At 46.7% G+C, this 26,653-nt stretch carries 21 protein-coding genes; 12 read left to right on the top strand and 9 right to left on the bottom strand.

Going from position 1 to position 26,653, the window contains the following annotated elements; genetic code table 11:
• Nucleotides 1-36: 36 nt before the first annotated feature.
• From H8S84_RS18855 to H8S84_RS18840, 4 genes are all read right to left on the bottom strand, one after another.
• On the bottom strand, nt 37-2,466 hold the full coding sequence (locus H8S84_RS18855) for a TonB-dependent receptor (RefSeq protein ID WP_230407260.1): 2,430 nt from the start codon (nt 2,464-2,466) through the stop codon (nt 37-39).
• A 1-nt stretch (nt 2,467) separates the two neighbouring features.
• Entirely contained in the window at nt 2,468-3,844 is a 1,377-nt protein-coding gene (locus H8S84_RS18850) for an HTTM domain-containing protein (RefSeq protein ID WP_317175459.1), read from the bottom strand.
• A 12-nt stretch (nt 3,845-3,856) separates the two neighbouring features.
• Nucleotides 3,857-4,969, bottom strand: a complete 1,113-nt coding sequence (locus tag H8S84_RS18845) for an imelysin family protein (RefSeq protein WP_187068941.1) — start codon at nt 4,967-4,969, stop codon at nt 3,857-3,859.
• Nucleotides 4,970-5,061: 92 nt separating this feature from the next.
• A complete protein-coding gene (locus tag H8S84_RS18840) occupies nt 5,062-6,168 on the bottom strand; it encodes a DUF4856 domain-containing protein (protein ID WP_187068940.1) in 1,107 nt (368 codons plus the stop codon).
• A 264-nt stretch (nt 6,169-6,432) separates the two neighbouring features.
• Between H8S84_RS18840 and H8S84_RS18835 the strand changes: the two genes are divergently transcribed.
• From H8S84_RS18835 to H8S84_RS18810, 6 genes are all read left to right on the top strand, one after another.
• Nucleotides 6,433-8,094, top strand: a complete 1,662-nt coding sequence (locus H8S84_RS18835) for a S41 family peptidase (protein WP_187068939.1) — start codon at nt 6,433-6,435, stop codon at nt 8,092-8,094.
• A gap of 79 nt (nt 8,095-8,173) precedes the next feature.
• Complete coding sequence (locus H8S84_RS18830; protein ID WP_187068938.1) at nt 8,174-9,373, top strand: homogentisate 1,2-dioxygenase; 1,200 nt, start codon at nt 8,174-8,176, stop codon at nt 9,371-9,373.
• 102 nt (nt 9,374-9,475) lie between these two features.
• On the top strand, nt 9,476-10,003 hold the full coding sequence (locus H8S84_RS18825) for a hypothetical protein (RefSeq protein ID WP_187068937.1): 528 nt from the start codon (nt 9,476-9,478) through the stop codon (nt 10,001-10,003).
• 16 nt (nt 10,004-10,019) lie between these two features.
• The gene (locus tag H8S84_RS18820) at nt 10,020-10,400 is read left to right on the top strand and encodes a co-chaperone GroES (RefSeq protein WP_187068936.1); all 381 of its coding nucleotides are present in this window, start codon (nt 10,020-10,022) and stop codon (nt 10,398-10,400) included.
• A gap of 158 nt (nt 10,401-10,558) precedes the next feature.
• Nucleotides 10,559-12,244, top strand: a complete 1,686-nt coding sequence (locus tag H8S84_RS18815) for a tetratricopeptide repeat protein (protein ID WP_187068935.1) — start codon at nt 10,559-10,561, stop codon at nt 12,242-12,244.
• Nucleotides 12,245-12,485: 241 nt separating this feature from the next.
• Nucleotides 12,486-15,023, top strand: coding sequence for a DUF5916 domain-containing protein (locus tag H8S84_RS18810; protein WP_187068934.1), 2,538 nt, complete (start codon nt 12,486-12,488; stop codon nt 15,021-15,023).
• Between the two features lie 74 nt (nt 15,024-15,097).
• Here H8S84_RS18810 and H8S84_RS18805 read toward each other — a convergent pair whose 3' ends face one another.
• From H8S84_RS18805 to H8S84_RS18785, 5 genes are all read right to left on the bottom strand, one after another.
• The gene (locus tag H8S84_RS18805; RefSeq protein WP_187068933.1) at nt 15,098-15,643 is read right to left on the bottom strand and encodes a hypothetical protein; all 546 of its coding nucleotides are present in this window, start codon (nt 15,641-15,643) and stop codon (nt 15,098-15,100) included.
• A 91-nt stretch (nt 15,644-15,734) separates the two neighbouring features.
• A complete protein-coding gene (locus H8S84_RS18800) occupies nt 15,735-19,499 on the bottom strand; it encodes a S8 family serine peptidase (RefSeq protein ID WP_187068932.1) in 3,765 nt (1,254 codons plus the stop codon).
• A 209-nt stretch (nt 19,500-19,708) separates the two neighbouring features.
• Nucleotides 19,709-20,680 carry a porphobilinogen synthase gene (hemB, locus tag H8S84_RS18795; protein ID WP_187068931.1) on the bottom strand — a complete coding sequence of 324 codons (972 nt, stop codon included), beginning with the start codon at nt 20,678-20,680 and terminating at the stop codon, nt 19,709-19,711.
• Between the two features lie 400 nt (nt 20,681-21,080).
• On the bottom strand, nt 21,081-22,322 hold the full coding sequence (gene rocD / locus H8S84_RS18790) for an ornithine--oxo-acid transaminase (protein ID WP_187068930.1): 1,242 nt from the start codon (nt 22,320-22,322) through the stop codon (nt 21,081-21,083).
• 146 nt (nt 22,323-22,468) lie between these two features.
• Entirely contained in the window at nt 22,469-22,783 is a 315-nt protein-coding gene (locus tag H8S84_RS18785) for a hypothetical protein (RefSeq protein WP_187068929.1), read from the bottom strand.
• Nucleotides 22,784-22,937: 154 nt separating this feature from the next.
• Between H8S84_RS18785 and H8S84_RS18780 the strand changes: the two genes are divergently transcribed.
• The 6 genes from H8S84_RS18780 to ftsY all read left to right on the top strand — a co-directional run bounded on the left by H8S84_RS18780 (nt 22,938) and on the right by ftsY (nt 26,651).
• A complete protein-coding gene (locus tag H8S84_RS18780; protein ID WP_317175458.1) occupies nt 22,938-23,111 on the top strand; it encodes a DUF5522 domain-containing protein in 174 nt (57 codons plus the stop codon).
• 134 nt (nt 23,112-23,245) lie between these two features.
• Complete coding sequence (rpmB, locus tag H8S84_RS18775; protein ID WP_187068928.1) at nt 23,246-23,485, top strand: 50S ribosomal protein L28; 240 nt, start codon at nt 23,246-23,248, stop codon at nt 23,483-23,485.
• Nucleotides 23,485-25,101, top strand: a complete 1,617-nt coding sequence (locus H8S84_RS18770; protein ID WP_187068927.1) for an aminopeptidase P family protein — start codon at nt 23,485-23,487, stop codon at nt 25,099-25,101. Before rpmB ends, H8S84_RS18770 begins: the two co-directional genes overlap by 1 nt.
• Before the next feature lie 136 nt (nt 25,102-25,237).
• Entirely contained in the window at nt 25,238-25,426 is a 189-nt protein-coding gene (gene rpmG, locus H8S84_RS18765; RefSeq protein ID WP_187068926.1) for a 50S ribosomal protein L33, read from the top strand.
• 2 nt (nt 25,427-25,428) lie between these two features.
• Nucleotides 25,429-25,584 carry a DUF4295 domain-containing protein gene (locus tag H8S84_RS18760; protein WP_119432107.1) on the top strand — a complete coding sequence of 52 codons (156 nt, stop codon included), beginning with the start codon at nt 25,429-25,431 and terminating at the stop codon, nt 25,582-25,584.
• A gap of 107 nt (nt 25,585-25,691) precedes the next feature.
• Complete coding sequence (gene ftsY, locus H8S84_RS18755) at nt 25,692-26,651, top strand: signal recognition particle-docking protein FtsY (RefSeq protein WP_187068925.1); 960 nt, start codon at nt 25,692-25,694, stop codon at nt 26,649-26,651.
• Nucleotides 26,652-26,653 lie beyond the last annotated feature (2 nt).

Raw genomic sequence — 26,653 nt, 5'->3', positions numbered from 1 at the left:
AATTAAATATAGTAAAATTAAAATGAAGTACTTAAGCTAGAGCTTTACCTGCAGCGTTACATAATAGTTCCTGGCATCCGAAGGTATAATGCCTGGCCCCGGATAAGCTGTGGCACGGCGTGTAAAATAACGCTCATCTGTCAGGTTATTAAGGCCGGTTTCTAATGTAAAGCGCTTATAAGTATAGCTGCCCGAGAGGTCCATTACCCAATAGGCTGGCACTTTGCCAAACACAGCGGTTGGCTCTGAAATACTGTTGGTGGCATCGGTAAACTGCTCCGAAGTATAGGCATACTGGTACGACAGCTTTAGGTTGTTGCGCTTAAAGGCTATACCTGCTTTGGCGATAAGTGCAGGAGCTAATTCGACCTTTTTGTCCTTAAACACCTGCTCTTCTATCAGGTAATCGGCATCTACAAACGTAAGGTTGGAGAACACAGACAAGCTGTAGCGGTTATACCCTTTACCATAAAGCAACTTCAGCACATCGGTTTCTACATAGGTCTCTACACCGCGGTTACGCGACTTGCCAATGTTGGTGCGCAGCAGGTAGTTCATATAGGTAACAGTGTCTTTGGCCGGCTGCAGACCAATGCGGTTATCGTACGCTAAATGGAAAAGACTGATGTCGAAGTTTACCAACTCTGCAATGCCGCCGCGCAAGCCAAGGTCGGCGCTGTAGCCTTTCTCGTCCTGTAACTTTTGGTCAATGCGGATGTTGGCGTTTACCACGCGCATGTCGTTAAAATTGATGGCGCGGTAGTTTTGCGAGAAATTACCGTAAATCTCGAAGTTCTCAGTGTGCTTATAGCTTGCACCTAGTCCAAAAAGTATAAGATCGCGGGTGTTGGTGCGATTCTCCTGCACACGTTCCTCATATATGATGTTGCCTGCCAAGTCTTTGTTTACCACGTCGTAGCGGCCATCGGCTATGGTGCGAATCCACTCGTAACGAATTCCGGGCGTTATGCTTAGCTTAGGAGAGATGTTAAAGATGTTCTCTGCAAACAAAGCCAGGTTGCGGCTAGGGTAATCGTAGTCGGAGATGCTAGGGTTGCCATTGTCTGGGTAGTACCTAAAGTTAGCATCAGCGGCGGCAGAGCCCATGCCTTGTTTCTGGTCTGTAAAGCCGTGGTAGTAGCGTGCCCCCACCAGTATAGTAGAAAAAGCATTCAGGAAATCGTAGCGGTGAACCAGGCGTGTTTCGTTACCGAAGTTGCGGAATTGGTCCTGTAGCAGGAGGCGCTCCACGTTCGGGTCCGGTCGGTTGATTTTTTCTAGGTAACCTAAGGCGCTACGTTCTGCAATAAGGCCAAAATTGCGCATGTTCAGTTTGGTTCGTTCGCCCAAGCGGTAATCCATGGTAAGTGCAAACAAGTTCCAGTTAACGTTAAACCAGTTCCTGTCGCGCACCGATTGGCGCGGGTCTGCGGCAAAGGCGGCATCAGTTAATCCTCCCGGTTGCTGTGCCAGGTAGTTCATGTATGTATAGTTGGCGCCTATCTCCAGCTTATCTGTTGGCTTATAGTGTACAGAGGCAAAGGCTGTGTGTGCATCAAAACCGGAGTTTCTGCGCCAACCATCGCCGCGCTTATATTGGTAGAAAGTATAGTAGTGCAGTTTGCCTTTGGTGCCGCCAATGCTGTTAAAAGAGTTGAACAGGCCCCACGATCCGGCAGTCTGGCGACTGGTCAGTTCAAAAGGCTTATCTTCCGGACCTTCCTTCATCACAAAGTTGATCATACCGCCGAACTGCGTGCCGTACTGTAAAGAGGCTGCTCCGCGTACTACCTCTATTCTGTCCAGTGCTTCGGTAGGAGGGGTGTAGTAACTTTCCGGGTAACCAAGTGCATCGGCAGAGATGTCATAGCCGTTTTGGCGGGTATTAAAGTTGGAGGTGCGATTCGGGCTGAGGCCACGGCCGCCAATGCCAAGTTGCAGGCCGGCACCGTCGCTTTCCCAGATGTTAAGACCAGCCACGCGGCCAAATACCTGACGGCTGTTGTTGGTAGCCAAGTTAGCAGTGATATCATTCAGCACCACTACTTCGCTTTTCTTCGCCTCGTAAATTGCGGCACCTTCCACAGAGTTAAGTCGTGTAACGCTAAAGGTTTTCTCCACTTCACCTTTTACATTTACTTCCTTTAGCTGCCCCTCCAGCGGTTTCAGTTCCAGGTTAAGTATAACGTTGCTGTTGCTGATGGTAACAGGCTGTGTGGAAGAACCCAAGCCAACGCTGTAGGCCGTTAAAGTATAAGTGCCAGGGGCCAGGTTGTTGATTTGATAGTTACCTTTTGCATCAGCCTGGTACAAGCCTCCTGTGTTTACCAACAGTATCTCTGCCTGTGGCACCGGCTGTTTAGTACTGACATTTGTTACCCTACCGGAGATGGAAAAGGTCTGCGCCAGCGCCAGGTGCAGGCTGCAAAGTATAAACACAAGCGTTAGCGGAATGCGATACATCATATTATTTCTGCCCTACAGCCTCCTGCTGCAGCTTATCGTCATTAAAAGGTAAAATCCAGGTCTTGGGTAAAAAGCTTTCCTGCTCAGCGGCTAGGTTCACGTTTGGGTCCAGAAATAGCCTGCTGCCGCGGCCGTTCATACTTATGTAAGTTTCGGTGCGTACCTCAGGGGCAGAAATGCCTTTGCGCTTAAAGTCATCGCGGAGCATGTGCGCGAACTGCAGCAGCATATCGGGCTGCGTTGACATCTGCTTTTCCTGTGCTACCGTCAGGTAATCTCTGTTGTTGATTTCTGTTTCTCCGCCCGTTTCAGGATCACGCACATAAAAGAAGGCAGTACCTGTTTTTTCCATCAGCATCACGCGCCAGGAGAAGCGATAGCCTTGTTCGGTCCAGAATAGTTTGTCGGGGTACAGCATAAAGCGCCATGGCACCAGCACCTGAAGTATAAAATGCAGCGCCAGCAGGTTCAGTAGCAGTGGCTGTGCAGACAGCTCCGCAAACTTTGGGAATGCAGGCTGACGCACGTTGGCTATACTTCGGAACCAGTTCAGTACTTTCTCATGGAAACCGGCAGAAAAGAATATCAGCGTGCTTACCATCATGATATAAGGGAACATCCCAATCTGGAACAGCACCGCCGTCAGCACATGAAACACGACAACTGTGAAGTATGCCAGTAACCTGCTTTTTCGCCAGTTCAGGAAGAACGGAATCGTCAGGTCGTAAAAGGCTCCGAACCAGCAGAACAGGTAAGCCACCCATACTTTGTCGAGCAGCGGACCGATGAGCGGCAAGTGCGTGTGTGCTGGCAGCCAGTAGCGCAGTGGCATGGCCTCCAGCAGCCAATCAGGATTAAGTTTGGCTACACCGGCGTAAAAGTATACCAGTCCCAGTTGTAACTGAAAGATCAGCACTGCCCAGCGTGGCACATGGCTTACCCAGGTATGCGGCTTGCGCAGTACATCCAGCGAAAAATGGCGCTGCGCCGGCACCAATATCATTAAAAAAGCTACTACACTAACAAAGTAGTAGTGGTTAAGGTAGTTGGTCTTATCGATCAGCTCAACATAGGTAAAGCTCAGGAAAAACAGCACAGCAGACCAGCGGTAAAACAGCCCTAGCATAATGCCCAAGGCTGATAGTGCCATCAGGCCGAACAGCGCGTACATGCCTGTTTCGCCAAGCGGCTTTACCCACTCAAAACCGTAGTATGGGAAATATACTTTGGGCAGCACATACAGCTCCGTCACCCAGCCCTTCAGCATAAAGCGCACAATGCTGGCCAGCATCATCCCGCCAAAGATAATGCGGAACACTGCCAGCGGTGCCGCAGACACAGGTGCAGTAAGGTATGACGTTAGCTTTTGTGAGGCCACGTTGAATTTTGATTAATCGCCGTCATTATCGTTGTAGGTAATGGCTACGCCAAGCGCAGATGGCATATCTGTTTTGGTAAGCACAATCAGCTTCTGCAGCTCTTCGTACAGCTTGCTTACTGCCTGCGGATTAGATGTAACAGCCTGTGACAAAGGTACAGTAACTCCATCTATGGCTGCAATGGCAGCATCGAACTGCGCCTCAATGGCATCGGAAAGCAGCATGTTGTTATACTTAGCGTCAACATGATCCAAGTAATCATCGAGTCCCGGGCCATTGGTGCCGGAAGTGCTTACACCCATAAATATTGCCTTCTGAGCCATAAGAGCACGCTTTAGCAGCTCCAGTGAGTTTTTGCTGTAGTAAGCCTCCACAGTTTCCGGCCTGGCTATGTTAGCTGACTGGCGTCCGGATGGAATGCCCACCTTGGCGCGTTTAGTCAGGTCTATTTCAAAGTTAAGCTGGTTTACCAGGTTGCCTACAGCGCTGCCTACAGCCGTACCCGCCGACTCTTTAAATGTTGTGGCATAGTTGGCGGTGGTCCAGCTGTTATAGGTAGCTTCGGCACGCTGTTTTATCAGGTTTGCCAAGTCCTGCAGGTATTTCTTTCTTTTAGCAGCATTGGCATCAGAAGTATAAAGCGCTGTTACCTCGGCATCTGTTGGTTTGCCATAAAGCAGGTAGTCCAGTGCCGGGAAACCTTTGGCATCGATGTTGGCAGCTGCCTGAAGGTCATAAGAGCCAGCGGAAACATTGCTCTCGATCTTTGAGGCGTTGGTAGGATAGATGTTCAGGTTGCTACGCAGCATCTGGTCATCAGCAGGGCCAAACTCATAAGTCATAACGTCCTGCCATACTTTATAAGCATCCAAGTACTCTTTTCTGGCATTGGCCAGCGTAGCCTCAGAAGGACTGGCCGTGAAAGCCGAGACAGCCGTGCTTAACTCAGTCGTCTCTGTTTTAAACTTCTCATACCCCGGCACGATCAGGTTATCGGCATAGTTCGCCAGCATAGCCTGGCGGTCATACTCTGTTTTTGGCCCTGAATCTCCGTCTGAGTCACAAGCTGTTAACATGGTAAAGCCTGCAAGTATGGCCAAAGTATAGTTTCTTAAAGCTTTCATTCTGTACCTGTTGTTAAGCGAAAGGCAGCAGCTAAGGCATATGGCGGTGCCGAAACTGCTGCTTCTCTAAAAATTAAAAACGTTTCTTTTTACTATAACTGGGCTTTTACGCTATCCAGGTTATAGGCAGTGCTGATAATGTCTACAGCAGCGGCGATATCTGTACCGGTTGTGTTGTAGAAGTTAGTGCCGATCTTCGCCATCACTTCGTTATACTTTGCATCAGATAATTTGCGGTCGCCTTTATACTTCAGGCTCATCACAAAGCCAAGGGCCTCAGAAAGGTAGTGGCTCTTAAGTGACTGGTCTGCTATGTTCTTCTTTGCTGCGTTCAGTTCAAGTATGGCAGAGGCTGCTACCAAACGCTCCCACTCAGTTTTGATGATAGCGGCTGCGGCGTCTTTTCCTGCCATGTCTTTCGCAGAGATAGCAGCACGGCCTTTAATAAAAGCATCCATTATGGCTTTGTTGCTGCCAATGGCTGCACTTACTTTATTGCTGTAGTTAGCCCAGTACTTCAGGTTGTTCAGGTTAGTAGGGAAGTCTTTTGGTGCGCCGAAGTAACCGAAAGCCTCATCCCAGTGGTGCTCCATGGTGGTGCCAACATTTGGCGTTACGTTTGTGTTGTCTACAGTCGGGCCTATTTTTTCTGCTGATAGATAACCTTCTACAGCCTGGTTATAGAATACCGCGCCCATCAGGCCTTTAGAAATTACCTGGCCGTACTCTACACCGTTAGCATCCACTAAATATTTTTTAGAAGGATCAGTAGTTGACGTTAAGATACCTGCTGTACCGTTGCTGGCAGCTGCACCCGCCGATTGGCTAGCAGCCGCTACTTTGTCGAACATGCTTTCGAATTCTGCTACCGCAACAGATATAGTCTTATTTTTAAGCTGTTTAGAAGTAGCTGCATTTAAACTGGCATCAGAGAACGGGCTGTTTGTATTGGCATACATATTTTTCAGCTTCTGCGCATTTAGCACTGTTCCGTTATTGCCTATCTTAATGTATGTGTCAATCTCACCCAACATGGCAATACGCTGCTCCTGTCCGGTATAATCAACGTTAGCGAAGTTGTAAGTTTCTGGAACGTTGTAAGATGGAGTATCCTCTTTATCATCAGAACAAGACGTGAAAGCGACGCAGGCCGCAAGTGCCGCAAACGCAACAGCTTTGTTTTTAAATGTAGAAAGCATTGTGTATGTATTTTTATTTAGACTTATTTTAAATAGTGAGGCAAAGCTAAGCACCATCTTAATATTAGGCAAGCCTTATTTAAAATTATTTTAAATAAGCTTTTGTTGATTAAATAAAGGAGCGTGAATCAGGCGCAGGGGCAAATCGCAACCTTCGCAATTTTCTACTTGTATAGATGATTAACTCCACACAAGAAATTACTAAATTGTAGCATCTGTTGCTTTTGGGCTTAACAGGCTTCGCTACACTTATTAAAGTATACTATGGAAAATACCGAACACGGAGAGGAGAGAGGCAAGGTTCGTAACTCACCGTTCCAGATTAAGCTGCCGCTGTTTATTTCGCTGGCGCTGGTGGTGGGTGTGTTGATCGGCGCCACCACGTTTTCCCCGTCAACCAATAATCCGCAGGGCACTGCAAAAAGCTACCTGAAGTTTCGCGATATACTTAGCTACATTGATCGCGATTATGTGGATACTGTGGATATTGAAGAACTGGCAGACTACGGCATTACTAAAATGCTGGAGAAGCTGGATCCCCACACTTCCTACATCCCAGCCGACGAAATGGCCATGGCCCGCTCATACTTAGAAGGTGACTTCGAGGGAATTGGCGTGGAGTTCAATATTTTTAAAGATACCATCTATGTGATTAGTCCGCTTAGCGGAGGCCCATCAGAGGCAGCTGGTATACAAGCCGGCGATAAGATTGTGAAGGTAGACGGCGAAACAGTAGCTGGCATCGAAATAAACAATGAGGGTGTGTTTAAGCGCTTGCGTGGCCCTAAAGGCTCTAAAGTGAATCTGGGCATCATCCGCAAGGGCAACAAAAAGCCACTCAGCATCACGATTGTTCGCAGCAAGATTCCTACCTATTCTGTTGATGTAAGCTACATGGTGAACGATAAAGTGGGTTATATCAAGGTTAGCCGCTTCTCGGCCACTACTTTTGAAGAGTTTAAGAAAGCACTAACTGAGTTGAAGCAGAAAGGAATGCAGCAACTGGTGCTGGACCTGCGCGGCAACCCCGGCGGTTACATGGACCATGCCATACGTATGGCCGATGAGCTTATTGCCGGCGAGAAAATGATTGTATATACTGATGGAAAAGGCGAGAAGTATGACTCCGAAACATTTGCCAACACCAAAGGCGATTTCGAGAAAGGACCTGTAATTGTTCTACTAGACGAAGGCAGTGCCTCTGCCTCTGAGATTGTGGCTGGCGCCTTGCAGGACAATGATCGCGCCCTGATTGTAGGACGCCGTTCATTTGGTAAAGGCTTAGTGCAAATGCCGATACCTTTGAACGATGGGTCTGAGTTGCGCCTGACTATTTCGCGCTACTACACACCAAGCGGCCGCTCCATCCAGAAACCATATACTGGCAAACCAGAAGAATACCAGCAGGATATTTTGAACCGTTATGAGAACGGAGAGTACTTTCACCCGGACAGTAGCCTGTTTGTAGACTCGCTGAAGTATAAAACAGCCAAAGGCCGTGCTGTATATGGCGGTGGTGGTATAATGCCGGATGTGTTCGTTCCACGCGATACCATGGCCCTGACACAGTACCTGAGCCAGCTCTACAATAATAATATTCTGCGAGAGTATAGCCTGAACTACTACCGCGACAATCGCAAGGCGCTGGAGAAAATGACCTTCGATAAGTTTAACAAAGATTTTGTAGTGTCGGATAAAATGTTGCAGGACATAGTGCAGATGGCCACAAAGGCCGGTGTAGAGTATAACGCTGCAGAATATAACCGTTCCAAAGAACTTATACGCAACAACCTGAAAGCATTTATTGCCCGCAGTTTGTACGGCAACAAAGGCTTTTTCCCGGTGTTGCACGAGCAGGACGAAGAGTTTCAGAAGGCACTAAAGCATTTTAACCAGGCACAGCGTTTGGCAAAGGGAGGCGCCTAGCCGTTATCTGTAGCTATACTTTCATAAATTGCCTAGGCAAGGCACTAAACCGATTTAGAACTAAGAAAGCATCCTAAGCATGGCATTTTATTATAAACTGGGAGAGATCCCACATAAAAGACACACGCAGTTCCGGCAGCCCGACGGCTCGCTTTACGCAGAGCAGTTGGTAGGTACCTTAGGGTTTAGCGGCGTATCATCGCTGCTGTACCACATAAACCCGCCAACCAAAATGAGCCGTATTGGAGAGCCCAAGCCATATGCACCCAAAAAGGCAGAAGGTATAAAGCTCCAGCCACACCACTTGCGCACGCTAAACGCCGGAACTACAGGTAAAGATTATCTGGATGCGCGTAAAACCATGCTTTTCAACAGCGATGTGGCTATCAGCATCTGCAACCCTTCGGAGCATGAAATGGACTACTATTATAAAAATGGCCAAGCTGATGAGGTGGTGTTTGTACACGATGGCACTGGTGATCTGCTTACCCAGATGGGTCGAATTCCGTTTGGCCCTGGCGATTACCTGGTTATCCCACGCACAGTTATCCACAAGTTCAGGTTCGATGAAGGAGATGCAAGGCTGCTGGTTATTGAGTCTTTTAGCCCGATAGAGACGCCGCGCCGCTACCGCAACCACTTCGGCCAATTGCTGGAGCACTCGCCGTTCTGTGAGCGCGACATGCGTCCGCCGGTAGAGCTGATCACCGAAAGAGAAAAAGGAGAGTACCTGGTACAGGTGAAAAAAGAAGGAGAGCTGCACCAGTTCTATTACGAGTTCAGTCCTTTTGATGCCGTAGGTTGGGATGGTTATTTCTATCCGTATGCCTTCAATATTAAAGATTTTGAGCCGATAACAGGCCGAATTCACCAACCACCTCCGGTGCACCAGAACTTTGAAGCACATAATTTTGTGATCTGCTCTTTTGTACCGCGCCTGTTCGATTACCACCCGGATTCTATACCTGCACCATACAACCACTCCAATGTAGACTCCGATGAGGTGCTATACTATGTGGAGGGTGACTTTATGAGCCGCAAAGGCGTAGACCGGGCTTCTTTTACGATACATCCGGGAGGTATACCGCACGGTCCGCACCCAGGCACCGTGGAGGCAAGTATAGGCAAAAAAGAAACGCATGAGTATGCCGTGATGATCGACACGTTTAAGCCTTTATACTTGACCGAGGATGCTGTTCAGTTTATGGACCAGAACTACCCAATGAGCTGGAACGAGGATGGCAACGGCAGTGTCCGAAAAGGTGATATGTTTGATTAATCCAATCAGGATTTTGTAAATTTGCGGCTGGGTAAGCAGTTTATACTTGCTTTTCCAGCCGCATTTATATTTTATGCTGATATTTCACCTTAATTAACTATAATGAAACGAGTACTTTTTGCCCTTACGTTGCTGCTTGCCTTTACAAGTATGGCTTGCGACAAAATTGATGACCTGCTTACCTTTTACATCAACCACGACGAGACTATTGAGATCAAATCATACTTTCCGGTAGGCACGGTAGCTCCGATTTCGCCAATTCCGGTAACTACCAACTCCAGCGAAGACTTTAAAAATAATAAAACCAAGGCTGAGCTGGTTAAGAATGTAGTGTTGGATAAGTTGGCACTGGAGATTACAGACCCACAGACGGAGAATTTCGATTTTCTGAAGAAGATTGAAATTTATATTTCTGCAGAGGGCAAGCCGGTAATTAAAATTGCTTACCTGGAGCAGATTCCGCAGAACGTGAACAAGATCGAACTAATCTCTACCAATGTAAAGCTGGATGAGTACATTAAAGGCGAATCATATACCATCGGCACCCGCGCTACTTTGGCAAAAGCGGTAACCAATGATATTACCATCAAAGCCAACATGCGATTTAAAGTAACCGCAGATCCTTTATAAGATGCACACATTACCCATGAGGATTTCTGAAAAGAATAAACTGGAGAAGATCATTATTGTAGGAGACAGAGTGCTGATAAAGCCGAAGTCTTCGAAAGAACAGACCAAAAGCGGTTTATACTTGCCGCCGGGCGTGCAGGAAAAAGAGAAGGTGCAGGAAGGGTATATTATGAAAGTAGGCCCTGGCTACCCGATACCTGCTGACTACGGATTTGAAGAAGAAGCCTGGGGTCAGGAAGAGGAAGAGCAGGTACGCTACATCCCACTTCAGGCCAAAGAAGGCGATCTGGCCATTTACCTGCAACGCGATGCCATCGAAATCAATTACCTCGGCGAGAAGTACTTTATCGTGCCACAGTCGGCGGTGCTGATGCTGGTGCGCGAAGAGGACCTGTAGTTTATACTTTAAGATAAGCCAAAAAAGGCGCTGCTTTTACCGAGGCAGCGCCTTTTTGTTTTATACTTTCCGTAGCTACGGAGCAACTATTGCCAGACCGGATACATCTTTATTAACATAATCCAGTCACAGGATTTCCAAAGTATAAATGTAAGCTTATGCGATTAACTTCTACAGCCCTATTTCGAAAGAACGCTTTGCTGGTGTTTTTCCTGTTGCAGTTAACTTTTGTGGCTAATGCACAGCCTAGAGTATTAACGGCAGAGCAGTGGCAGCAAGACCTGCAGCACCTGGCTAGTGAGTTACCTAAAAAGCATCGGGAACCATTTCATAAAATAACCAGAGTTGCTTTCGACAGTGCTGTTGCAGAGCTAAGCCAACAGATTCCTATGCTGGAAGACCATAAAATTATAGTAGGCTTTGCACGCTTGATAGCAATGCTAGGTGACGGGCACACCCGCCTCACGCTGCCTCAGGACCTTGCCGTAGCCCACAGCCGTGCACATACTACTACGCCTCCTCCTTCGGATTCTGCACTCTTCTTTCATCAGTTGCCGGTCAGGTTTGAGTGGTTTGACGATGGACTTTATATAAAGGAGGCTGCCCCAAAGTATAAAGATTTGATTAGTGCTAAAGTAATTGAGGTAGGAACCGTTCCTGCCGAGGATGCCTTAGAAAAGATCAGACCTGCCACACACTACGATAATGAGATTGGCTTTAAGTTTCAGGCCTCTAAGTACCTGGAGGTGCCGGAGATACTGCATACATTCAACTTGGCTAAAACGAGAACACAGGTACAGCTAAAGATAAAGGACACTAAGGGGAAGCTACGTACAGTAGAATTGGATGCCCTTCCTATGTTTAAAGCAGTACAGTTTGTAGGTGCTCCTGCAGCCCTTAAAATACCGGTGGCTCTAAGCGAAAGCAGGTTGAAAGATAAGTTCTGGATGACCTATCTGCCAAACCACAGGGCGCTGTATGTTCAGCTAAATGAAGTATATGATAAAGAAGACGAGCTGCTGGTAGACTTTACTAAAAGGATAGAGCAGGCAGTTGCAGAAAACAAAGTAGAACGCCTTGTGCTCGATTTGCGGCATAACCCTGGCGGAAATAATTTCCTATCGCGCCCACTGGTGCTGGCATTGGTTCGGCTAAATGAGCTTAACCAATTTGGCAAGCTTTATACTTTAATAGGCCGCGAAACTTTCTCTGCCGCACAAATGCTGGCTAACAACCTGGAGTATTTTACCAATACTTTATTTGTAGGTGAACCATCCGGCGCCTCGCCAAGCGGCTATGGCGACTCTAAAAAGTTTCAGCTGCCCAATAGCAAACTTACCGTAAGGGCTTCTAGCATTTACTGGCGCGACTGGAACGGTAATGAAAATCGCCCTTGGACTACACCTGATATTCCGGTTGCTTATACTGCATCAACCTATTTTAAAGGACAGGACCCTGTATTGGATGCAGCGCTTACCTTTAATGGTAATATGGCTGACATTGTAAAAGCGGTGTTTGATAAAAGCGGCTTTAACAGCGCCACATGGACCTACATCCGTTACAAAAACGACAGCAGGTACAATGCCCAGGTACTAGAGACCACGGAGAAGGAGTTTGGTAAGCACTTATTAGAGCAGAAGAAGTTTAACGAAGCGGCTGGTTGGTACTCGTATGTAAGTAGCCTGCACCCAAAAGAAGTATGGCCATTGCTGGGGTTGGCAAAAGCGCAGCTTCTTAATAATAAACCTATCGATGCAAGGAATACTGTTGAAAAAGCACTTGCTCTAAACCCTGACCACAAAGAAGTTAAAGAGCTGCAGAGAGAAATAAATTCAAAGCAGTAAGAGGCACAGTATCATATAAAGCAAAACTGCTACAGCCTATATTATTAGCATTGTGCCTTTTGTTATAAGGGGTATATCTATTCTATTAGCCAGATTTTTGCAGTTGGTATACCTTGCAGCCATTTTAAAAGAATCGCGTGCCGGAGCATTAAAAAAAAGCTAAGCAAAAGCAACCCTTGCTATACCCGCTGCATCTTTTATTTTACTTAGTTCCTATTTCTGATTGTACCTATACTAAACTATGAAGAAACCGCTACTCCTGTTGTGCAACACGCAGCAGCTCCTCGTTCTGTTACTCTTCTTTGCCTCCTGCTTTACATTTAAAGCCAATGCTCAGGAACAAAAGAAAGAGTATAATTATCCTCAAAAACAACTAAACGCGCTGCGCATCAGCGAGCCTCCTAAAATTGACGGTACCCTTGATGAAGCCATCTGGCAAAGTGCGCAGGTAGCAACAGATTTTATTCAGAACAGGCCCACGCCCGGGCCACTGGAAAAGCACAAAACTGAAGTGCGCATACTTTATGATGACGTAGCTATTTATGTAGGCGCCGTTATGCACGACGTTTCGCAGGATAGCATACTGCGGCAGTTAGGCAGCCGCGACAACTTTGGCAACACAGACTTTTTCGGGGTTTTCTTGGATACTTATAACGATGAGATAAACGGATTTGGCTTTTTTACAACGCCTGCGGGGGTGCAGCTGGATGCCCGTTACTCTTCCAATGGAGAAGATTTTAGCTGGAATGCCGTATGGGAAAGTAATACTAGCCTACAGGGCAACAGCTGGGTGGCAGAGTTTAAAATTCCGTATTCAGCCATTCGTTTCGGCAGCAAACCAGAGCAGCTATGGGGGCTAAACTTTATGCGTAACCGCCAGTCTACCAGACAGGGTTATTTCTGGAACTTTGTAAATCCAGCTAAAAACGGTTTTGTGAACCAGTGGGGCAAGTTAACAGGAATAAAGAACGTGGAAGCTCCTTTGCGCTTATCGCTTACGCCTTATGTTGCCGGCCAGGCAAACAGCTATCCAAACGGTAGCGGAGAGAATGTTAACTATAAAGAGGACTTTAACTTTAGTGGCGGCTTGGACCTGAAGTATGGCATTAACGATGCTTTTACGCTGGATATGACGCTAATCCCGGATTTTAGTCAGGTACAATCTGATAACCAGGTGCTCAACCTGAGCCCTTTTGAAATTCAGTTCAATGAGAACCGTCCTTTCTTTATAGAAGGCACAGAGCTTTTCAGTAAAGGAGGCTTTCTTTATTCCAGACGCATTGGGGGCAGACCTATTAATTCCTACATCGACACAAAAGAAAAATATGCAGGCTATACTGTAATCGATAATCCTGCCGAGACCAAAATGATCAACGGTACAAAAATTTCTGGGCGTACACAGTCTGGTTTAGGTATAGGTGTGTTTAATGCTGTGGTAGGGCGTCAGTTTGCCACTTTAGAGAATGAGGAAGGAGACAGGCTTGAAGTAGAAACACAGCCACTAACCAACTACAACATTACAGTGCTGGACCAGTCGCTTAAAAATAACTCTTATGTTACGCTGATAAACACAAACGTAACGCGGCAAGGCAGCACCTATGATGCCAACTTAACCGGCATGGTATTCAGGTTAGCAAACAAGGAGAACAAGTATGCCATAAACGGTAAAGCAGCCCTTAGCCAACGTTACTTCTCCGATAGCACCGACTTAGGCTACATGTACCGCATTGGGGCTGGAAAGGTAAGCGGCAATTTTACCTACAATATTAACCACACGGTTGAGTCGGATACTTATAACCCAAACGATCTGGGCTTACTTTTTACGCCTAACAATATTGAGGAGAATGTGCATCTACAGTACAACAAGTACAAGCCGTTCTGGAAACTACTGAATATGTACAGCAACATAGGTGCAATTTATGAGCGCAGGTATGAGCCTAATACCTTTCAAAACTTTTTTATCTACAGCAATCTGAGCGGTACTTTTAAAAATTTCTGGAACGCAGGCATGTGGTTAAATGTGGCGCCTGTTAAAGCAAATGATTTTTTTGAGCCCCGTGTACAAGGTCGCCACTATGTATACCCGGTAAACAACAGCGTTGGGGTTTGGATGTCTACAGATTATCGCAAAAAGCTAGCACTGGATGTAAATGGCAGCTATCGTGTTTTTGATGAGAATGACCGACGCAACATCAGTTTTTCTGTTTCGCCACGCTATCGGGTAAATAACCAGCTGTCTTTTAATTATAGCTTTAGCCGCAACATGATGTACGATGACATGGGCTATGCTAACAGCTTTGGTTACGAAAATGGGGTGGGTAGTACAACCAGGGTTATATTTGGTTTGCGAGATCGTTTAACTACATCTAACACGCTTTCAGGCAGCTACATCTTTAACAACAAGATGTCCTTATCTCTGAGAGCGCGCCATTATTGGTCTAGTGCTAAGTATAACCGCTTCTATAATTTAACGCCGGAGGGTGAGTTACAACCTGATAGCTACCCACAAGGCTATAACGGAAGGTTTGTTGACAGAAATCACAATGTTAACTTCAACGCTTTTAACATAGATATGGTGTATTCGTGGTGGTTTGCACCAGGCAGCGAGATAAGTATAGTTTGGAAGAACGCCATATCGGAGGGCGGTAACAGAGTTATACCGGAGTATTTCGACAACTTCTCCCGAACTTTATCAACTCCGCAAACTAACTCATTATCTGTTAAGATTTTATACTACATCGATTACTTAACTGTAAAGGATAAGCTCAAGAAATCATAGAATACTGTAAATATAAAGACACGAAAGCCGGAGCAAGTATAGCCCCGGCTTTCGTGTCTTTATACTTTGCTGTTTTATAGCGGTTTGGCGAGGTCAAAATCAGCCCGGAAGCGGAGCTGGTTGTCCCGTTTAAGTATATAGCTAAACGTTTTACCGTCGGGACTCAACGCCAATGTCCACTCATTAGTGGCGGCTGCAGGTATCAGTTTTGCTGTATGGGCATCAGCCGGGAAACGTTGCTCCAGCTTGCTATCAGAGGCCAGGGCCATACCGCCATACATAGTTATTTCGTCAGGGGTACCATCTTTGTGGCGGTGGTCATGCTTTAGCTGCAGTCCCTCCTCTGTTTTTCGCAGCACCCATGTTCTAGATTTATCCTCCCCCACATGAAAAGGAATACGGATAGTAGTGTCGGAGCAACTGGCTACATGCATTGTGAGAGGCTGGCCCGCAAAAGGGTCTTTGCCATCGGCAGGAAAGATAACTTTGCCCGCATAAGACTTGCCGCAATGGCTGGCTATACTTTTATAAAACGACTGCTGTGGTTTGCTTAACTGGTAAGGCTGTTTAGCGCAGGCAAGTATAAACAGCAGGCACAGAGAGAGGAGGAGGTGTTTCATAGAGCCAAATTAGAGAATAGTGGCTAAATAACAAGTATAAACAGAAAGCCCCGGCACTTGTGCCGGGGCTTTCTGTTTATACTTGTGCCTATTAGTGCTGCACCAGTATTTTTTCTGAATATGACTTGTCGCCGTGTCGTAGCCTGAATATGTACAGACCGGAGGCTTTGTCGCTTAGGTTAATAAAGCCTTCGTACTGGCCGTAGTAGTTCTCCACTTTACCAGAAAGTATAAAGTTGCCCAGCATATCCACTACCTCAAAGTTAATGTCTTCTGGCTGGCTTGTCTCCAGCTCAAACCTGAAGCGGCCTGTGGTAGGGTTAGGCGATACAACCAATTCTGTTCCCAACTCACGAATACCCGGCTTATAAGAGAAGTTGTAAGCCATCGACATTTCCGAGATACAGCCGTCTTTAAATACTTTCACGCTGTAGTTGCCGCTCTCAGTTGGTGAGAACTCTTTTCCGGTCGCACCAGCTACTGGCTTATCATCTTTGTACCACTGGTTGCCCTCTGCAGCGCTGGATACAAGTTTCTGCTCGCTGCGCGATATAGCAGGCTGCTGAAGCGGAGTGCCTCCTTTGATAATGGCTTCTACACGTGGTCCGGCGCAGCCCAGGGCACGCACCTTCATGTCGTAGAAGTAGTAGTAGTAAGACTCTGGCGTGGTAGTAGCCGTATTGCCTGTTATCGATACCACATTACCTACCTGGAATGGATAACCTGTAACGCCGGCGTTATTCCTGAAAATGGTAGCGCCGTTTTCGTAGGAAATAGCAATGTTATAAGTGCCGGCTGCAGGTAACTCTAATCCCAGATAATAAATAGCGCCTTGGTCGCTCGGATCATCTGTTTGTGGTCCCGGAGCTGGAGTAGAGCGTGTAGCGGTTACATATAATGTTTTGGCTGAAACAGGGGCACCCTCCTCATTAAATACAGTAAAGGTGATTTTTCCGCTATTGCCAATGTATAGCCTGGCGCTTTCTAAAATAACAGGAGCTTTTGTGTTGATTATCACATCCGGTGAGAAAGTATTATAGCCACCACCTGATGCAAACTTCTTGTTTGCTGGCCCTATCGTTCCAGCAAAATCATTATAGGCTGCAAATAGTTTTCCGTTAATCTGTGAAGCAGGTACTAAGATCTGATTGCCGGCGGCAATTGGTGTTGTGCTGGTGGCAGAGTTGTACCAGTAAACAGCGCCATTGCCTGTGGCCGAAAGCGCATAGTTCGGGTCAGTGCCGCAGCGAAACGCAGAGGCATTAACTGGTGTGCCGGCTGGAGTGCCAACGCTAAAGGCGCGTATCTTGCGGTTGTTCTCCTCTACCGGATCGCCCTGTAAAGCAGCAGTGGCTACAAACTCATACGTTGCGCCTGCTTCTGTAGCAAATGTCTCGCTTAACAGCACTTCTACCTGTGCATTAGGCTCTAGCACTGGTATGTATATAAATGATATTTGCTTTATCTCTGCGTTGTTTTTAAGTACACTAACTGTAACTGGGATATTGCTCTGAGAAGTAGTGCCATAGTTCTTTATGTTCACCACAATCTGCTGTGCCGGGTTTGCGCATAGCGAAGTACCAACTGGCAGTACAGCCGACACACCTACATCTTTCTTCGGCTGGACAAACTGCACTAGATAATCCTGCGTTTCGCCTCTGCTATAGGTGCCACAAGAAGTTACATCTGCGCTGTTGCTTGTTTCCTGCACTACAATGCGCATACGTGCCGAAGTACCTACCTGAGCCGTGGCTGGTGCTGTAATAGATCCTGTAAAGGTAGCATTGCCATTTAATACTGTTGAGGCAGCTACTTCTTCTCCGGCATCTGTAAAGCTTCCGTTGCGATTCCAGTCAATGTATACTTTTGCAATCTTTGCAGCATCCGTAGTGCACGTGCCAAGCTCCAAGCTAAGGTTTTGCTGCTGTCCTGGCTCAAACATAAAAATTCTGTCTGTCAGGTTCATGTAAGTCCTGCAGCCACCTATAAAAGAATAGAACGTATTGCCAAGCGTTACTTTTGTTAGTTGCGTACCCTGATCCGAGGTTGCCTTGCTTTCGCAAACAGCTGTACCACCAATGCCGCTAACGATCATTGAGTAAGCCTGCGGGCCTTTTAGCAAAGTGCCTTTATGATTAACAGTTATAGTATAAGTTTCGCCAGGCACAGCGTTCATGATCTTTACCTGCTCCACATTGTCCAGCTTATTATCGCCGGTGGTGGCCGCGCTCGCCGGACTTGCCGGATCAAGCACCCAAGGCTGGTAAATTGTGCTGCCCTTAGCTACACGGACATCAATATCGTTAATGAGTCGTGCTGTGCGGTTGTTAAGTGCAGAAGAGCCTATAGCAAAAGGAGTAGCCTCCGGATCTGTCCAGGAAATAGTTACCACTAATGGCCCAGAGCCTGAGGCAACAACCTGGTAAGTATAGGTCTGTCCTTGCGCCAAGGAGTTCTCCTGGATAAGGTTTGTATTGTTTGTGTTAGATATAACAGAAGCCGCGCGCTTCACATTGAGCAATCCCCAGCCGAACTTATAGTCTGGACCAGCAGTTTTGCCGGCTTCGTCTGTGGTATGTATAGCCAGACCTTTTAAAGTGGCGGCTCGCATTACCTGGCCGTTCTTCAGGTTAGCATAGTGCTCCTGTAACAGCAGTAAGCTGCCGGCTACGTTCGGAGATGCCATAGAAGTACCGCTCAGCGAAGTATAAGCTGTATTACTTTTATCTGATGTAGATAGTACCGACACGCCGTTTCCCACCAGATCTGGCTTAATACGGCCATCGTCTGTAGGTCCAAAGCTGCTGAATGAGGAGATCACCACGTCAGAAGTATCTCTGTAACCCTCCGAAATAGGGTTCACAGCGCCTACAGTCAGTATATTTTTAGCAGTGCCGTAGGTAGAGATGATGTCAAAGCCGTTGTTGAAGTTCATGCCGGCTGGGCGTGCATCTATTTTGGTGAACTTGCCAGCGTTATCGCGCTGGTAGTATGGCTGACCTACGGCAGGGCCATTTTCTACACGGTTGTTGCCTGCAGATTTAACAATTAGGTAGTAAGGAGCATTGTAAGCAATGCGATCCCAACTAGAGGCAGTTTCGTTGTAGTAGCCAAACCTGTAGTCTTCAGTAGCGCTTATTTCCGTATCACCCCACCATTCCCAATAAGGATCTTCGGTGGTGCCTTTGCGATCAGAGTTGTAGCGCCAACCGGTAATAGCCCCATACGAGTGGTTAGAGATTAGTAACTCGCTTGCCGCCGCCGCCATCTCCGATACATCGTTGCTAAAGTCGTATGCTGCGAGTTTCTTTAAGCCAAACGACATGCCTTTTGCCAGTGGGTTAACGCCTTTGGCCATCATGGTTCCGGCTACGTGCGTTGCGTGTTCGCTCGAAGAAGAAGGATTGTCTTTTTGTATTACCCTGCCGGTTAGCTCCTGATGCGATTCTCTTACGCGGCCGCCATCCCAAACACCCAGTTTTTCTGCTACCGAATTGCTGGCACCACTCAAGCTAAGCCCAAGCGAACCGCCGGCCCAAAGCTCAGTTGTGCCCACAGATGCAGCTGCTCTGGAGTTATTGTACGTGATGTAGTAAATAGGCATGCCTTTGGCATCCAGGCCCTGCAAGGAAATGAATGTACCGTCAGAATAGGTTTTTTCTACTACCCAACCATGCTTTTTGGCGAGCTGTAATGCCTTGTTCCGGCTAGCTTTGTAGTCTTTTTCTGCTGCCACGGCAATACGGCCCAGCTCCGATACATTAGCGCGAACACTAGGTGCATCGCCACGCTGTGCAAACGCCGTTGTGGCTGTTGCCATTGCTGTAGCAACAAGCCATAGGCTTAATCTTCTCATAAAGTTATGCTTGGGTAGATATTATAATCTCTCAATTTATAACAAAATGCTAATAAAGGCAAAGCAGTTCCTTATTTCTTCATGGTATTTTTCATGCGCTTAACCTCTGGGGCACCGTGTGTTACAGGCTTAGTTCTAAAGACAGTGCAAAAGCAAAGCCGCCTTAGCGTTTGCTAAGGCGGCTCTAAGTATAAATTCAATAATGCATTCTACTTTTTCAAGTACTGCGCAAACTCTTTGGCAAAGTATGAAAGTATAACGTCGGCGCCAGCGCGCTTGATGCTAAGCAGTATCTCCAGCATGCCTTTTTCGGCATCTAACCATCCGTTTTGGGCTGCGGCTTTAACCATGGCATACTCACCGCTTACGTTATAGGCAGCGATTGGCAGGTGCGAACTGTCGCGCAGCATTTTGATCACATCCAGGTAAGCCAATGCAGGTTTTACCATCAGGAAGTCTGCACCTTCGGCAGTGTCCAGTTCAGCCTCTATCAGAGCCTCGCGGCTGTTGGCTGGGTTCATCTGGTAGGTTTTCTTGTCACCTTTTTTAGGCGCAGAGTCCAGGGCATCGCGGAACGGGCCATAGAAAGCACTGGCATACTTGGCGGTGTAAGCCATAATCCCCACCTTCGTAAAGCCGTTCTCGTCAAGCACCTTACGGATGTGGCCAACGCGTCCGTCCATCATATCTGAGGGGCCAATTATATCGGCTCCGGCCTGCGCCTGGGTAAGAGCCATTTTGCCTAATACCTCCAGCGTCTCGTCGTTAATGATCTCATCATTCTCTACAATGCCGTCGTGTCCATCGGAGCTATAAGGGTCCATGGCTACGTCTGTCATCAGCACCACCTCCGGAAAGTTCTTCTTTATCTCACGGATTGCTCTTGGGAAAAGTCCATCGGGGTTATGGCTTTCAGTGGCATATTTGTCTTTTAGCGGCTCAGGTATGCTCGGAAAAGGGGCAAAGGTTTTGATACCCAGATCCACACAAGAAGCAATCTCGTCCTGCAACTTGTCGATGGAGTAGCGCGCGATGCCTGGCATGGAAGCCACATCAATACGCTGGTTTTGACCTTCTATAATGAAAAGTGGAAATATAAAGTCGTTGAGGCTCAGGGATGTTTCCTGCACCATGTTTCGGATCACCTCGGACTGGCGATTACGTCTTGGTCTTCTGTTCATAAGTATAAATTCTGTTACAGAAATTATTCAAAATCAAGTTGCTGTAAAGGTACGGTTTAATTGTTGATTATCGAATTGATAAATTGATGTGGGCTTGGGTGAAGACTGGAATTGTGAAGCTGGCATATGACTTTCTTTGATAAGAAGTATAAAAAGTAAGTAGCAGAAAGTCCCTCTTTGAAGGGGGTAGAGGATGATTACTCCTGCTGCAAACTCCCCTCCTTGGACTAGTGAGAACGAGAGTTCGAAACTAGTGAGCCTAGCTCTGAGGGATAGGGGTGGTTGGACCCGGTACTGCAGAGAAGTCCATTGAACCTCCTAATCCACCGGTTAAAGATCCTAATTCACAAAAAAGGCGAAGCCATTACAGCCTCGCCTTTTCAACATCAATAAGTATACTTTAGAAATTCAGGATCACATTCTCAATGATATCGCAGCACTCGTGCAGCTGGTCCTCTGTCATTACCAACGGAGGTGCAAAGCGAATGATGTCGCCGTGAGTTGGTTTAGCAAGCAGGCCTCTATTCATCATTTCCACGCAAACATCCCAGGCAGTGCGTCCGTCGGCAGTAGGCTCCACCACAATGGCGTTTAACAAGCCGCGGCCTCGTACCAGCGTTACCAGTTCGGGGCGTTTCTCCATCAGGCGGCGCATACGCTCTCTGAAAACCTCTCCCAATTTGTAGGCATTTTCCGTTAGGTTCTCTTCTTTGATAACCTCAAGCGCAGCAATGGCGACCTGGGCAGCTAGTGGATTACCGCCAAACGTAGAACCGTGCTCACCTGGCTGGATGCACAGCATAATATCATCGTTAGCCAACACGCAGGAAACCGGCAGCACGCCACCAGACAGTGCTTTGCCAAGTATAAGAATGTCTGCTTTTACATCGTCATAGTAGCTTGCCAGTAATTTACCGGTGCGGCCAATACCTGTCTGTATCTCGTCGGCCATTAGTAGCACGCTATACTCTTTACACAGGGCGTGAGCTTTTGCCAGGTAACCTTCGTCAGGCACAACCACGCCGGCCTCACCTTGTATCGGCTCAACCATAAAGCCGCACACATTCGGGTTTTCCTGCAGGGCCTGCTCCAATGCATCAATATCATTGTAAGGGATTACTTTATAGCCTGGCATATAAGGGCCAAAGCCTTTGGTAGAATCCGGATCAGTGGAGAAGGAGATGATGCCAGTGGTGCGGCCATGGAAGTTATGCTCTACCACGATGATCTCGGCATTATGCGGAGCGATTCCTTTTTTAAGGTAGCCCCACTTACGAGCCAGCTTTATAGCCGTTTCTACAGCCTCAGCGCCAGAGTTCATGTACAGGGACTTGTCATAGCCGAGGAGCTCACAGATATACTTTTCGGCGAGGCCAAGCTTATCGTTATAAAAAGCACGTGAAGTAAGCGTGAGTTGTTGTGCCTGCTCAATCAGGGCATTTACGATTTTAGGGTGGCAATGCCCCTGGTTTACGGCACTGTAGGCAGACAGGAAATCATAATATTGTTTGCCTTCCACATCCCAAAGGTGCACGCCCTCGCCACGGCTAAGCACCACAGGCAGGGGGTGATAATTATGGGCTCCGTACTTATGCTCGGTATCAATAGCCTGCTGGCTGGAGGTGATTGTTTGCGTACTCATAGTTCTAAGTTAACGGGTTATTCCTGTTTCATACTACGGCTGCGCGCACTAGGGCAGCAGCATAGTATAAGTACAGATGCTATTATTTATTGTTGTAAAAATAGTGAAAATAGTGCCGCTTGCGAAACAGATTTGTAACGGCATGCCTAGCCTCTCCTGCTTTGTGACTTTCTGCAGCGGCTGAAAATGTTATTAAAACCCTCAGGATCATAGGCTGCATATGTGCTGGTCATCAGCCCTAAGATATTGTCATCTGTTTTAAGGCCGTATACATCGCGTTCTTCGCTGCCTGCTCCGTCAACTGTAACATGATGCTGCTCCACAAGTGTTAGCTTCTCTGGCGAAATTACGGCATTAAGCTCGGGGCAGAACAGCTGCTGGTTCTGTATACTAAAAGTGTGGGTAAAGCCGCGGTCTCGCATATCAGACAGGGCTTCTCTAAAGGTATGGTAACTAGACATAGGCTTCTTCTCTAAATTTCGATCTATAAACGCATTATTAATTATAACGCTCTGCCAGTGTAATTGTGTACGAAGTATAGCCGCTATTAGGGCAGCTGATTTTGGTGGTTGACAAGTAATTAGCGTAATTTGCAGTTAAACAAAAGTGAATAATGTGAGTCAGAAGCTGACAGAAGGGGAGGACTTTTACTTTAACGAGCACGGCTTAATGGTGCTGACGGCAAAATATCTGCTAAAGCGCGGGTACTGCTGCAAGAACGCCTGCAAGAACTGCCCTTACGGATTTAATAAGGACAGAAAACCCGTAGAAAAGCAAAAGCAAGTATAAAATTTGTGTCAGAAATGCGCCTTACTGCGGCAGAATACACAATTACAGGAAAAATATTCTCTATGCTTTTGAATTTCTGTATCTTTTTGCAGATATTTGCACCCCTATTGAAATAATTTAGAAGAAAATACAAGATGGCACGAGTTTGCGACATTACAGGAAAAAGACCACGCGTAGGTAACAACGTATCTCACGCTAACAATAAGACGAAGCGTAAGTTTTATCCAAACCTTCAGAAGAAGCGTTTCTACATCCCGGAAGAGGATGCTTGGGTAACACTTAAAGTTTCTACATCTGCTTTGAGAACTATCAACAAAAACGGTATCACAGCAGTATTGAAGAAAGCAGTAGAGCAAGGCTATATCCTGTACTAATGGCAGCCTTCCGGCTGTGCGTGCTGCTGGTTTGGGCAACAATAACTGCTGCCACGGCCCAGGTACGTACCACCCCGGATAAGCCATCTGATACTTTAGATAAAACATTTCACCAGCAACGGAGAGAGCAACTGCGTAAGCAGCTTCCGCCTCGCTCCGTTGCTGTTTTTTTTGCATCTCCCGTTCGCAACCGTGCCAACGATGTAGACTACTATTACCACCCTGATCCTGATTTCTACTACCTGACTGGGTACAAGGAGCCGAACTCAGTGTTGGTGCTTTTCTCGGAGCCGCAAAGTGTAAATGGTAAGCAGGCAAATGAAGTTTTGTTTGTGCAGCCAAACGATCCGCAAGAGGAACTTTGGAATGGAGAGCGTTTAGGTGTAGAAGGTGCGGGCAAAGCTACAGGTATTGCTACACAACCTAACACCGCCTTTTCCGCTTTTAAGTTAGACACAGCTAATCTTCAGCATATCCTTTTTAAAGGACTGCCTCATGATGTACGAGACAATGCTTCTGATGAAGCTGACCTGTACAGCCTGATAAAGCAGTTTAAGCAAAAAGTTAAAGTGCCGGCAGATTTTGACCCCCAGCGCAATATGCTGTATAGTGCAGTGCAAGAGCAGGGGCCGGCACAGCCAGAGGCGGTAAAAAATTACCTAAGGCAATTAATGCAGTCTAACCCATCTTTGCGCCAGGATAGCTACCTGAACAACTACCTTAAAGCCAACGATGCCTCTAGCCAGAAAAAAGCGTTAGCTGCCTTTCCAATAGGTAAGTTTGATCCTTACTTCTTAAAGCGCGCCATGGAGTACCTGCGCGAAGTTAAAACAGAGGAGGAATTGCAACTGCTGCGCAAGGCTATTACTATTTCTGCTTTGGGGCAGATAGAGGTAATGAAGGCTGTGCACCCGAAGATGTCGGAGATGGAGCTGCAGGGGATACATGAATTTGTGCATAAAAAGTACGGTGCGCAGCATGTAGGATATCCTTCTATAGTTGGTGCTGGTAAAAATGCCTGTGTATTACATTACATAGATAGCAAGAAACCGACTGTAGGCGACGATTTGGTTTTAATGGATGTAGGGGCTGAATATAAAGGCTATACCGCCGATGTTACCCGCACCATGCCAGCCAACGGTAAGTTTACTAAAGAGCAGAAAGAGATTTACGAACTGGTGTACAAAGCACAGGAGGCAGCCTTTGCGGCGTGTAAAGTAGGTAATGATTTCATGGCGCCCCATGAGGCAGCAGAGGAAGTAATTGCAGAAGGTTTGCTGAAGCTTGGCATCATAAAAGACAGATCTGAAGTGCAGCGTTATTTCCCGCACGGTACTTCGCACTACTTAGGCCTGGATGTGCACGATCCGGGTGCTTACGGTGCTTTTAAGCATAACACGGTAATTACGGTAGAGCCGGGAGTCTACATTCCGGAAGGAAGTCCCTGCGATAAGAAGTGGTGGAATATCGGTGTTAGAATTGAGGATGATATTCTGATCACAAATAAGGGTTGGGAGAACCTCTCAAAACTGGCGCCGCGTACCGTAGCAGACATCGAAAAGACCATGGCACAGCCGAGTGCACTGGACGATTTTATACTTCCTGCGCTGAACTAACCGCACACTGTCACCTGTTTATGTAATATTTGTGAACCACCTCGCTTAAATTTTACAATAAATGTTATACTTTGTTTGTAATTAGAGATTTAAGCCCCTATATTTGCAGTCCTAAATAAAAAATTACGATAGAGAGATGGCTAAAAAAGCAAAAGGTAATAGAATCCAGGTTATCATGGAGTGCACAGAGCATAAAGCGACTGGCATGCCTGGAACTTCAAGGTACATCACTACCAAAAACAGAAAGAATACTACTGAGCGTCTTGAGCTTAAGAAGTATAACCCAGTATTGAAAAAAGTAACTGTACATAAAGAAATTAAATAACCATGGCTAAGAAGGTAGTTGCAACCCTAAAGACTGCTACAGGTAAAGACTGGGCAAAAGTTATCAAGGCTGTGAGATCTCCAAAAACTGGTGCTTACAGCTTTAAAGAGGAGATGGTACCTGTAGATAAAGTACAGGAGTTCCTTGCTAAGAAGTAATCAGCCGACTCTATTACAGATAGAAGAATTCAAAAAGTCCCACTAATGGGACTTTTTTAGTATATTACCGTATCACCGGAAGCCTTCATCCTTACAAAAACATCAGTATGGGCATTTTTGACTTTTTCAGTAAAGAGAAGAAAAAAGAGTCGCTCGACAAAGGACTTGAGAAAACCAAAAGCAGCTTCTTTGGGCAACTGAGCAAGGCTGTTATCGGCAAATCTACAGTTGATGTGGAGGTGCTCGATGAACTGGAAGAAATCCTGGTACATGCCGATGTAGGGGTAGAGACGACGGTAAAGATTATTGACCGCATTGAGAAACGTGTAGCCCGCGACAAGTACGTGAGCACCGATGAGCTGGACAAGATACTGCGCGAAGAAATTGCCGCCCTGCTGGAAGAGAATCGTGCCGGTGACGGAGCCAACTTTGAACTGCCTGCAGGTGTAAAGCCTTACGTGATCATGGTAGTTGGTGTGAATGGTGTGGGCAAAACCACTACTATTGGCAAGCTTGCCGCACAATTCCACAAAGCAGGTAAAAAAGTAGTACTTGGCGCTGCCGATACCTTCCGTGCCGCTGCCGTTGACCAACTGATCATTTGGGGAGATAGAGTAGGTGTGCCGGTTATATCGCACGGCATGAACACCGATCCCGCTTCTGTTGCCTATGATGCCGTTAAAAAAGGCGTTGAGACTGGCGCAGATGTAGTGATTATAGACACGGCTGGCCGATTGCACAACAAAGTAGGCTTGATGAACGAGCTTTCGAAGATCAAGCGTGTGATGCAAAAAGTAACAGAAGATACCCCACACGAGGTACTTTTAGTATTGGATGGCAGCACTGGCCAGAATGCACTATTGCAAGCCCGTGAGTTTACCAAAGCTACTGATGTTACAGCCTTAGCTATTACCAAACTAGATGGTACAGCCAAGGGCGGTGTAGTGATTGGTATCTCTGATGAATTTAAAATTCCGGTGAAGTATATCGGAGTTGGCGAGAAAATTGAGGACTTACAATTATTCGACAAGCACGAATTTGTAGAGTCTTTCTTTTCACGCAAATAAAG

The organism is Pontibacter cellulosilyticus, from assembly GCF_014306105.1.
Taxonomy (GTDB): Bacteria; Bacteroidota; Bacteroidia; order Cytophagales; family Hymenobacteraceae; genus Pontibacter; species Pontibacter cellulosilyticus.
This window is presented reverse-complemented; position numbering and strand designations above follow the sequence as displayed.

Excerpts from the sequence above, each read along its gene's own strand:
- H8S84_RS18855 (WP_230407260.1), bottom strand. The coding sequence starts at position 2,466 with ATGATGTATCGCATTCCGCTAACGCTTGTGTTTATACTTTGCAGCCTG.
- H8S84_RS18770 (WP_187068927.1), top strand. The coding sequence starts at position 23,485 with ATGGCAGCCTTCCGGCTGTGCGTGCTGCTGGTTTGGGCAACAATAACT.
- ftsY (WP_187068925.1), top strand. The coding sequence starts at position 25,692 with ATGGGCATTTTTGACTTTTTCAGTAAAGAGAAGAAAAAAGAGTCGCTC.
- hemB (WP_187068931.1), bottom strand. The coding sequence starts at position 20,680 with ATGAACAGAAGACCAAGACGTAATCGCCAGTCCGAGGTGATCCGAAAC.
- rocD (WP_187068930.1), bottom strand. The coding sequence starts at position 22,322 with ATGAGTACGCAAACAATCACCTCCAGCCAGCAGGCTATTGATACCGAG.
- H8S84_RS18820 (WP_187068936.1), top strand. The coding sequence starts at position 10,020 with ATGAGGATTTCTGAAAAGAATAAACTGGAGAAGATCATTATTGTAGGA.
- H8S84_RS18800 (WP_187068932.1), bottom strand. The coding sequence starts at position 19,499 with ATGAGAAGATTAAGCCTATGGCTTGTTGCTACAGCAATGGCAACAGCC.
- H8S84_RS18845 (WP_187068941.1), bottom strand. The coding sequence starts at position 4,969 with ATGAAAGCTTTAAGAAACTATACTTTGGCCATACTTGCAGGCTTTACC.
- H8S84_RS18760 (WP_119432107.1), top strand. The coding sequence starts at position 25,429 with ATGGCTAAGAAGGTAGTTGCAACCCTAAAGACTGCTACAGGTAAAGAC.
- H8S84_RS18805 (WP_187068933.1), bottom strand. The coding sequence starts at position 15,643 with ATGAAACACCTCCTCCTCTCTCTGTGCCTGCTGTTTATACTTGCCTGC.
- rpmG (WP_187068926.1), top strand. The coding sequence starts at position 25,238 with ATGGCTAAAAAAGCAAAAGGTAATAGAATCCAGGTTATCATGGAGTGC.
- H8S84_RS18815 (WP_187068935.1), top strand. The coding sequence starts at position 10,559 with ATGCGATTAACTTCTACAGCCCTATTTCGAAAGAACGCTTTGCTGGTG.
- H8S84_RS18835 (WP_187068939.1), top strand. The coding sequence starts at position 6,433 with ATGGAAAATACCGAACACGGAGAGGAGAGAGGCAAGGTTCGTAACTCA.
- H8S84_RS18840 (WP_187068940.1), bottom strand. The coding sequence starts at position 6,168 with ATGCTTTCTACATTTAAAAACAAAGCTGTTGCGTTTGCGGCACTTGCG.
- H8S84_RS18825 (WP_187068937.1), top strand. The coding sequence starts at position 9,476 with ATGAAACGAGTACTTTTTGCCCTTACGTTGCTGCTTGCCTTTACAAGT.
- rpmB (WP_187068928.1), top strand. The coding sequence starts at position 23,246 with ATGGCACGAGTTTGCGACATTACAGGAAAAAGACCACGCGTAGGTAAC.
- H8S84_RS18810 (WP_187068934.1), top strand. The coding sequence starts at position 12,486 with ATGAAGAAACCGCTACTCCTGTTGTGCAACACGCAGCAGCTCCTCGTT.
- H8S84_RS18785 (WP_187068929.1), bottom strand. The coding sequence starts at position 22,783 with ATGTCTAGTTACCATACCTTTAGAGAAGCCCTGTCTGATATGCGAGAC.
- H8S84_RS18830 (WP_187068938.1), top strand. The coding sequence starts at position 8,174 with ATGGCATTTTATTATAAACTGGGAGAGATCCCACATAAAAGACACACG.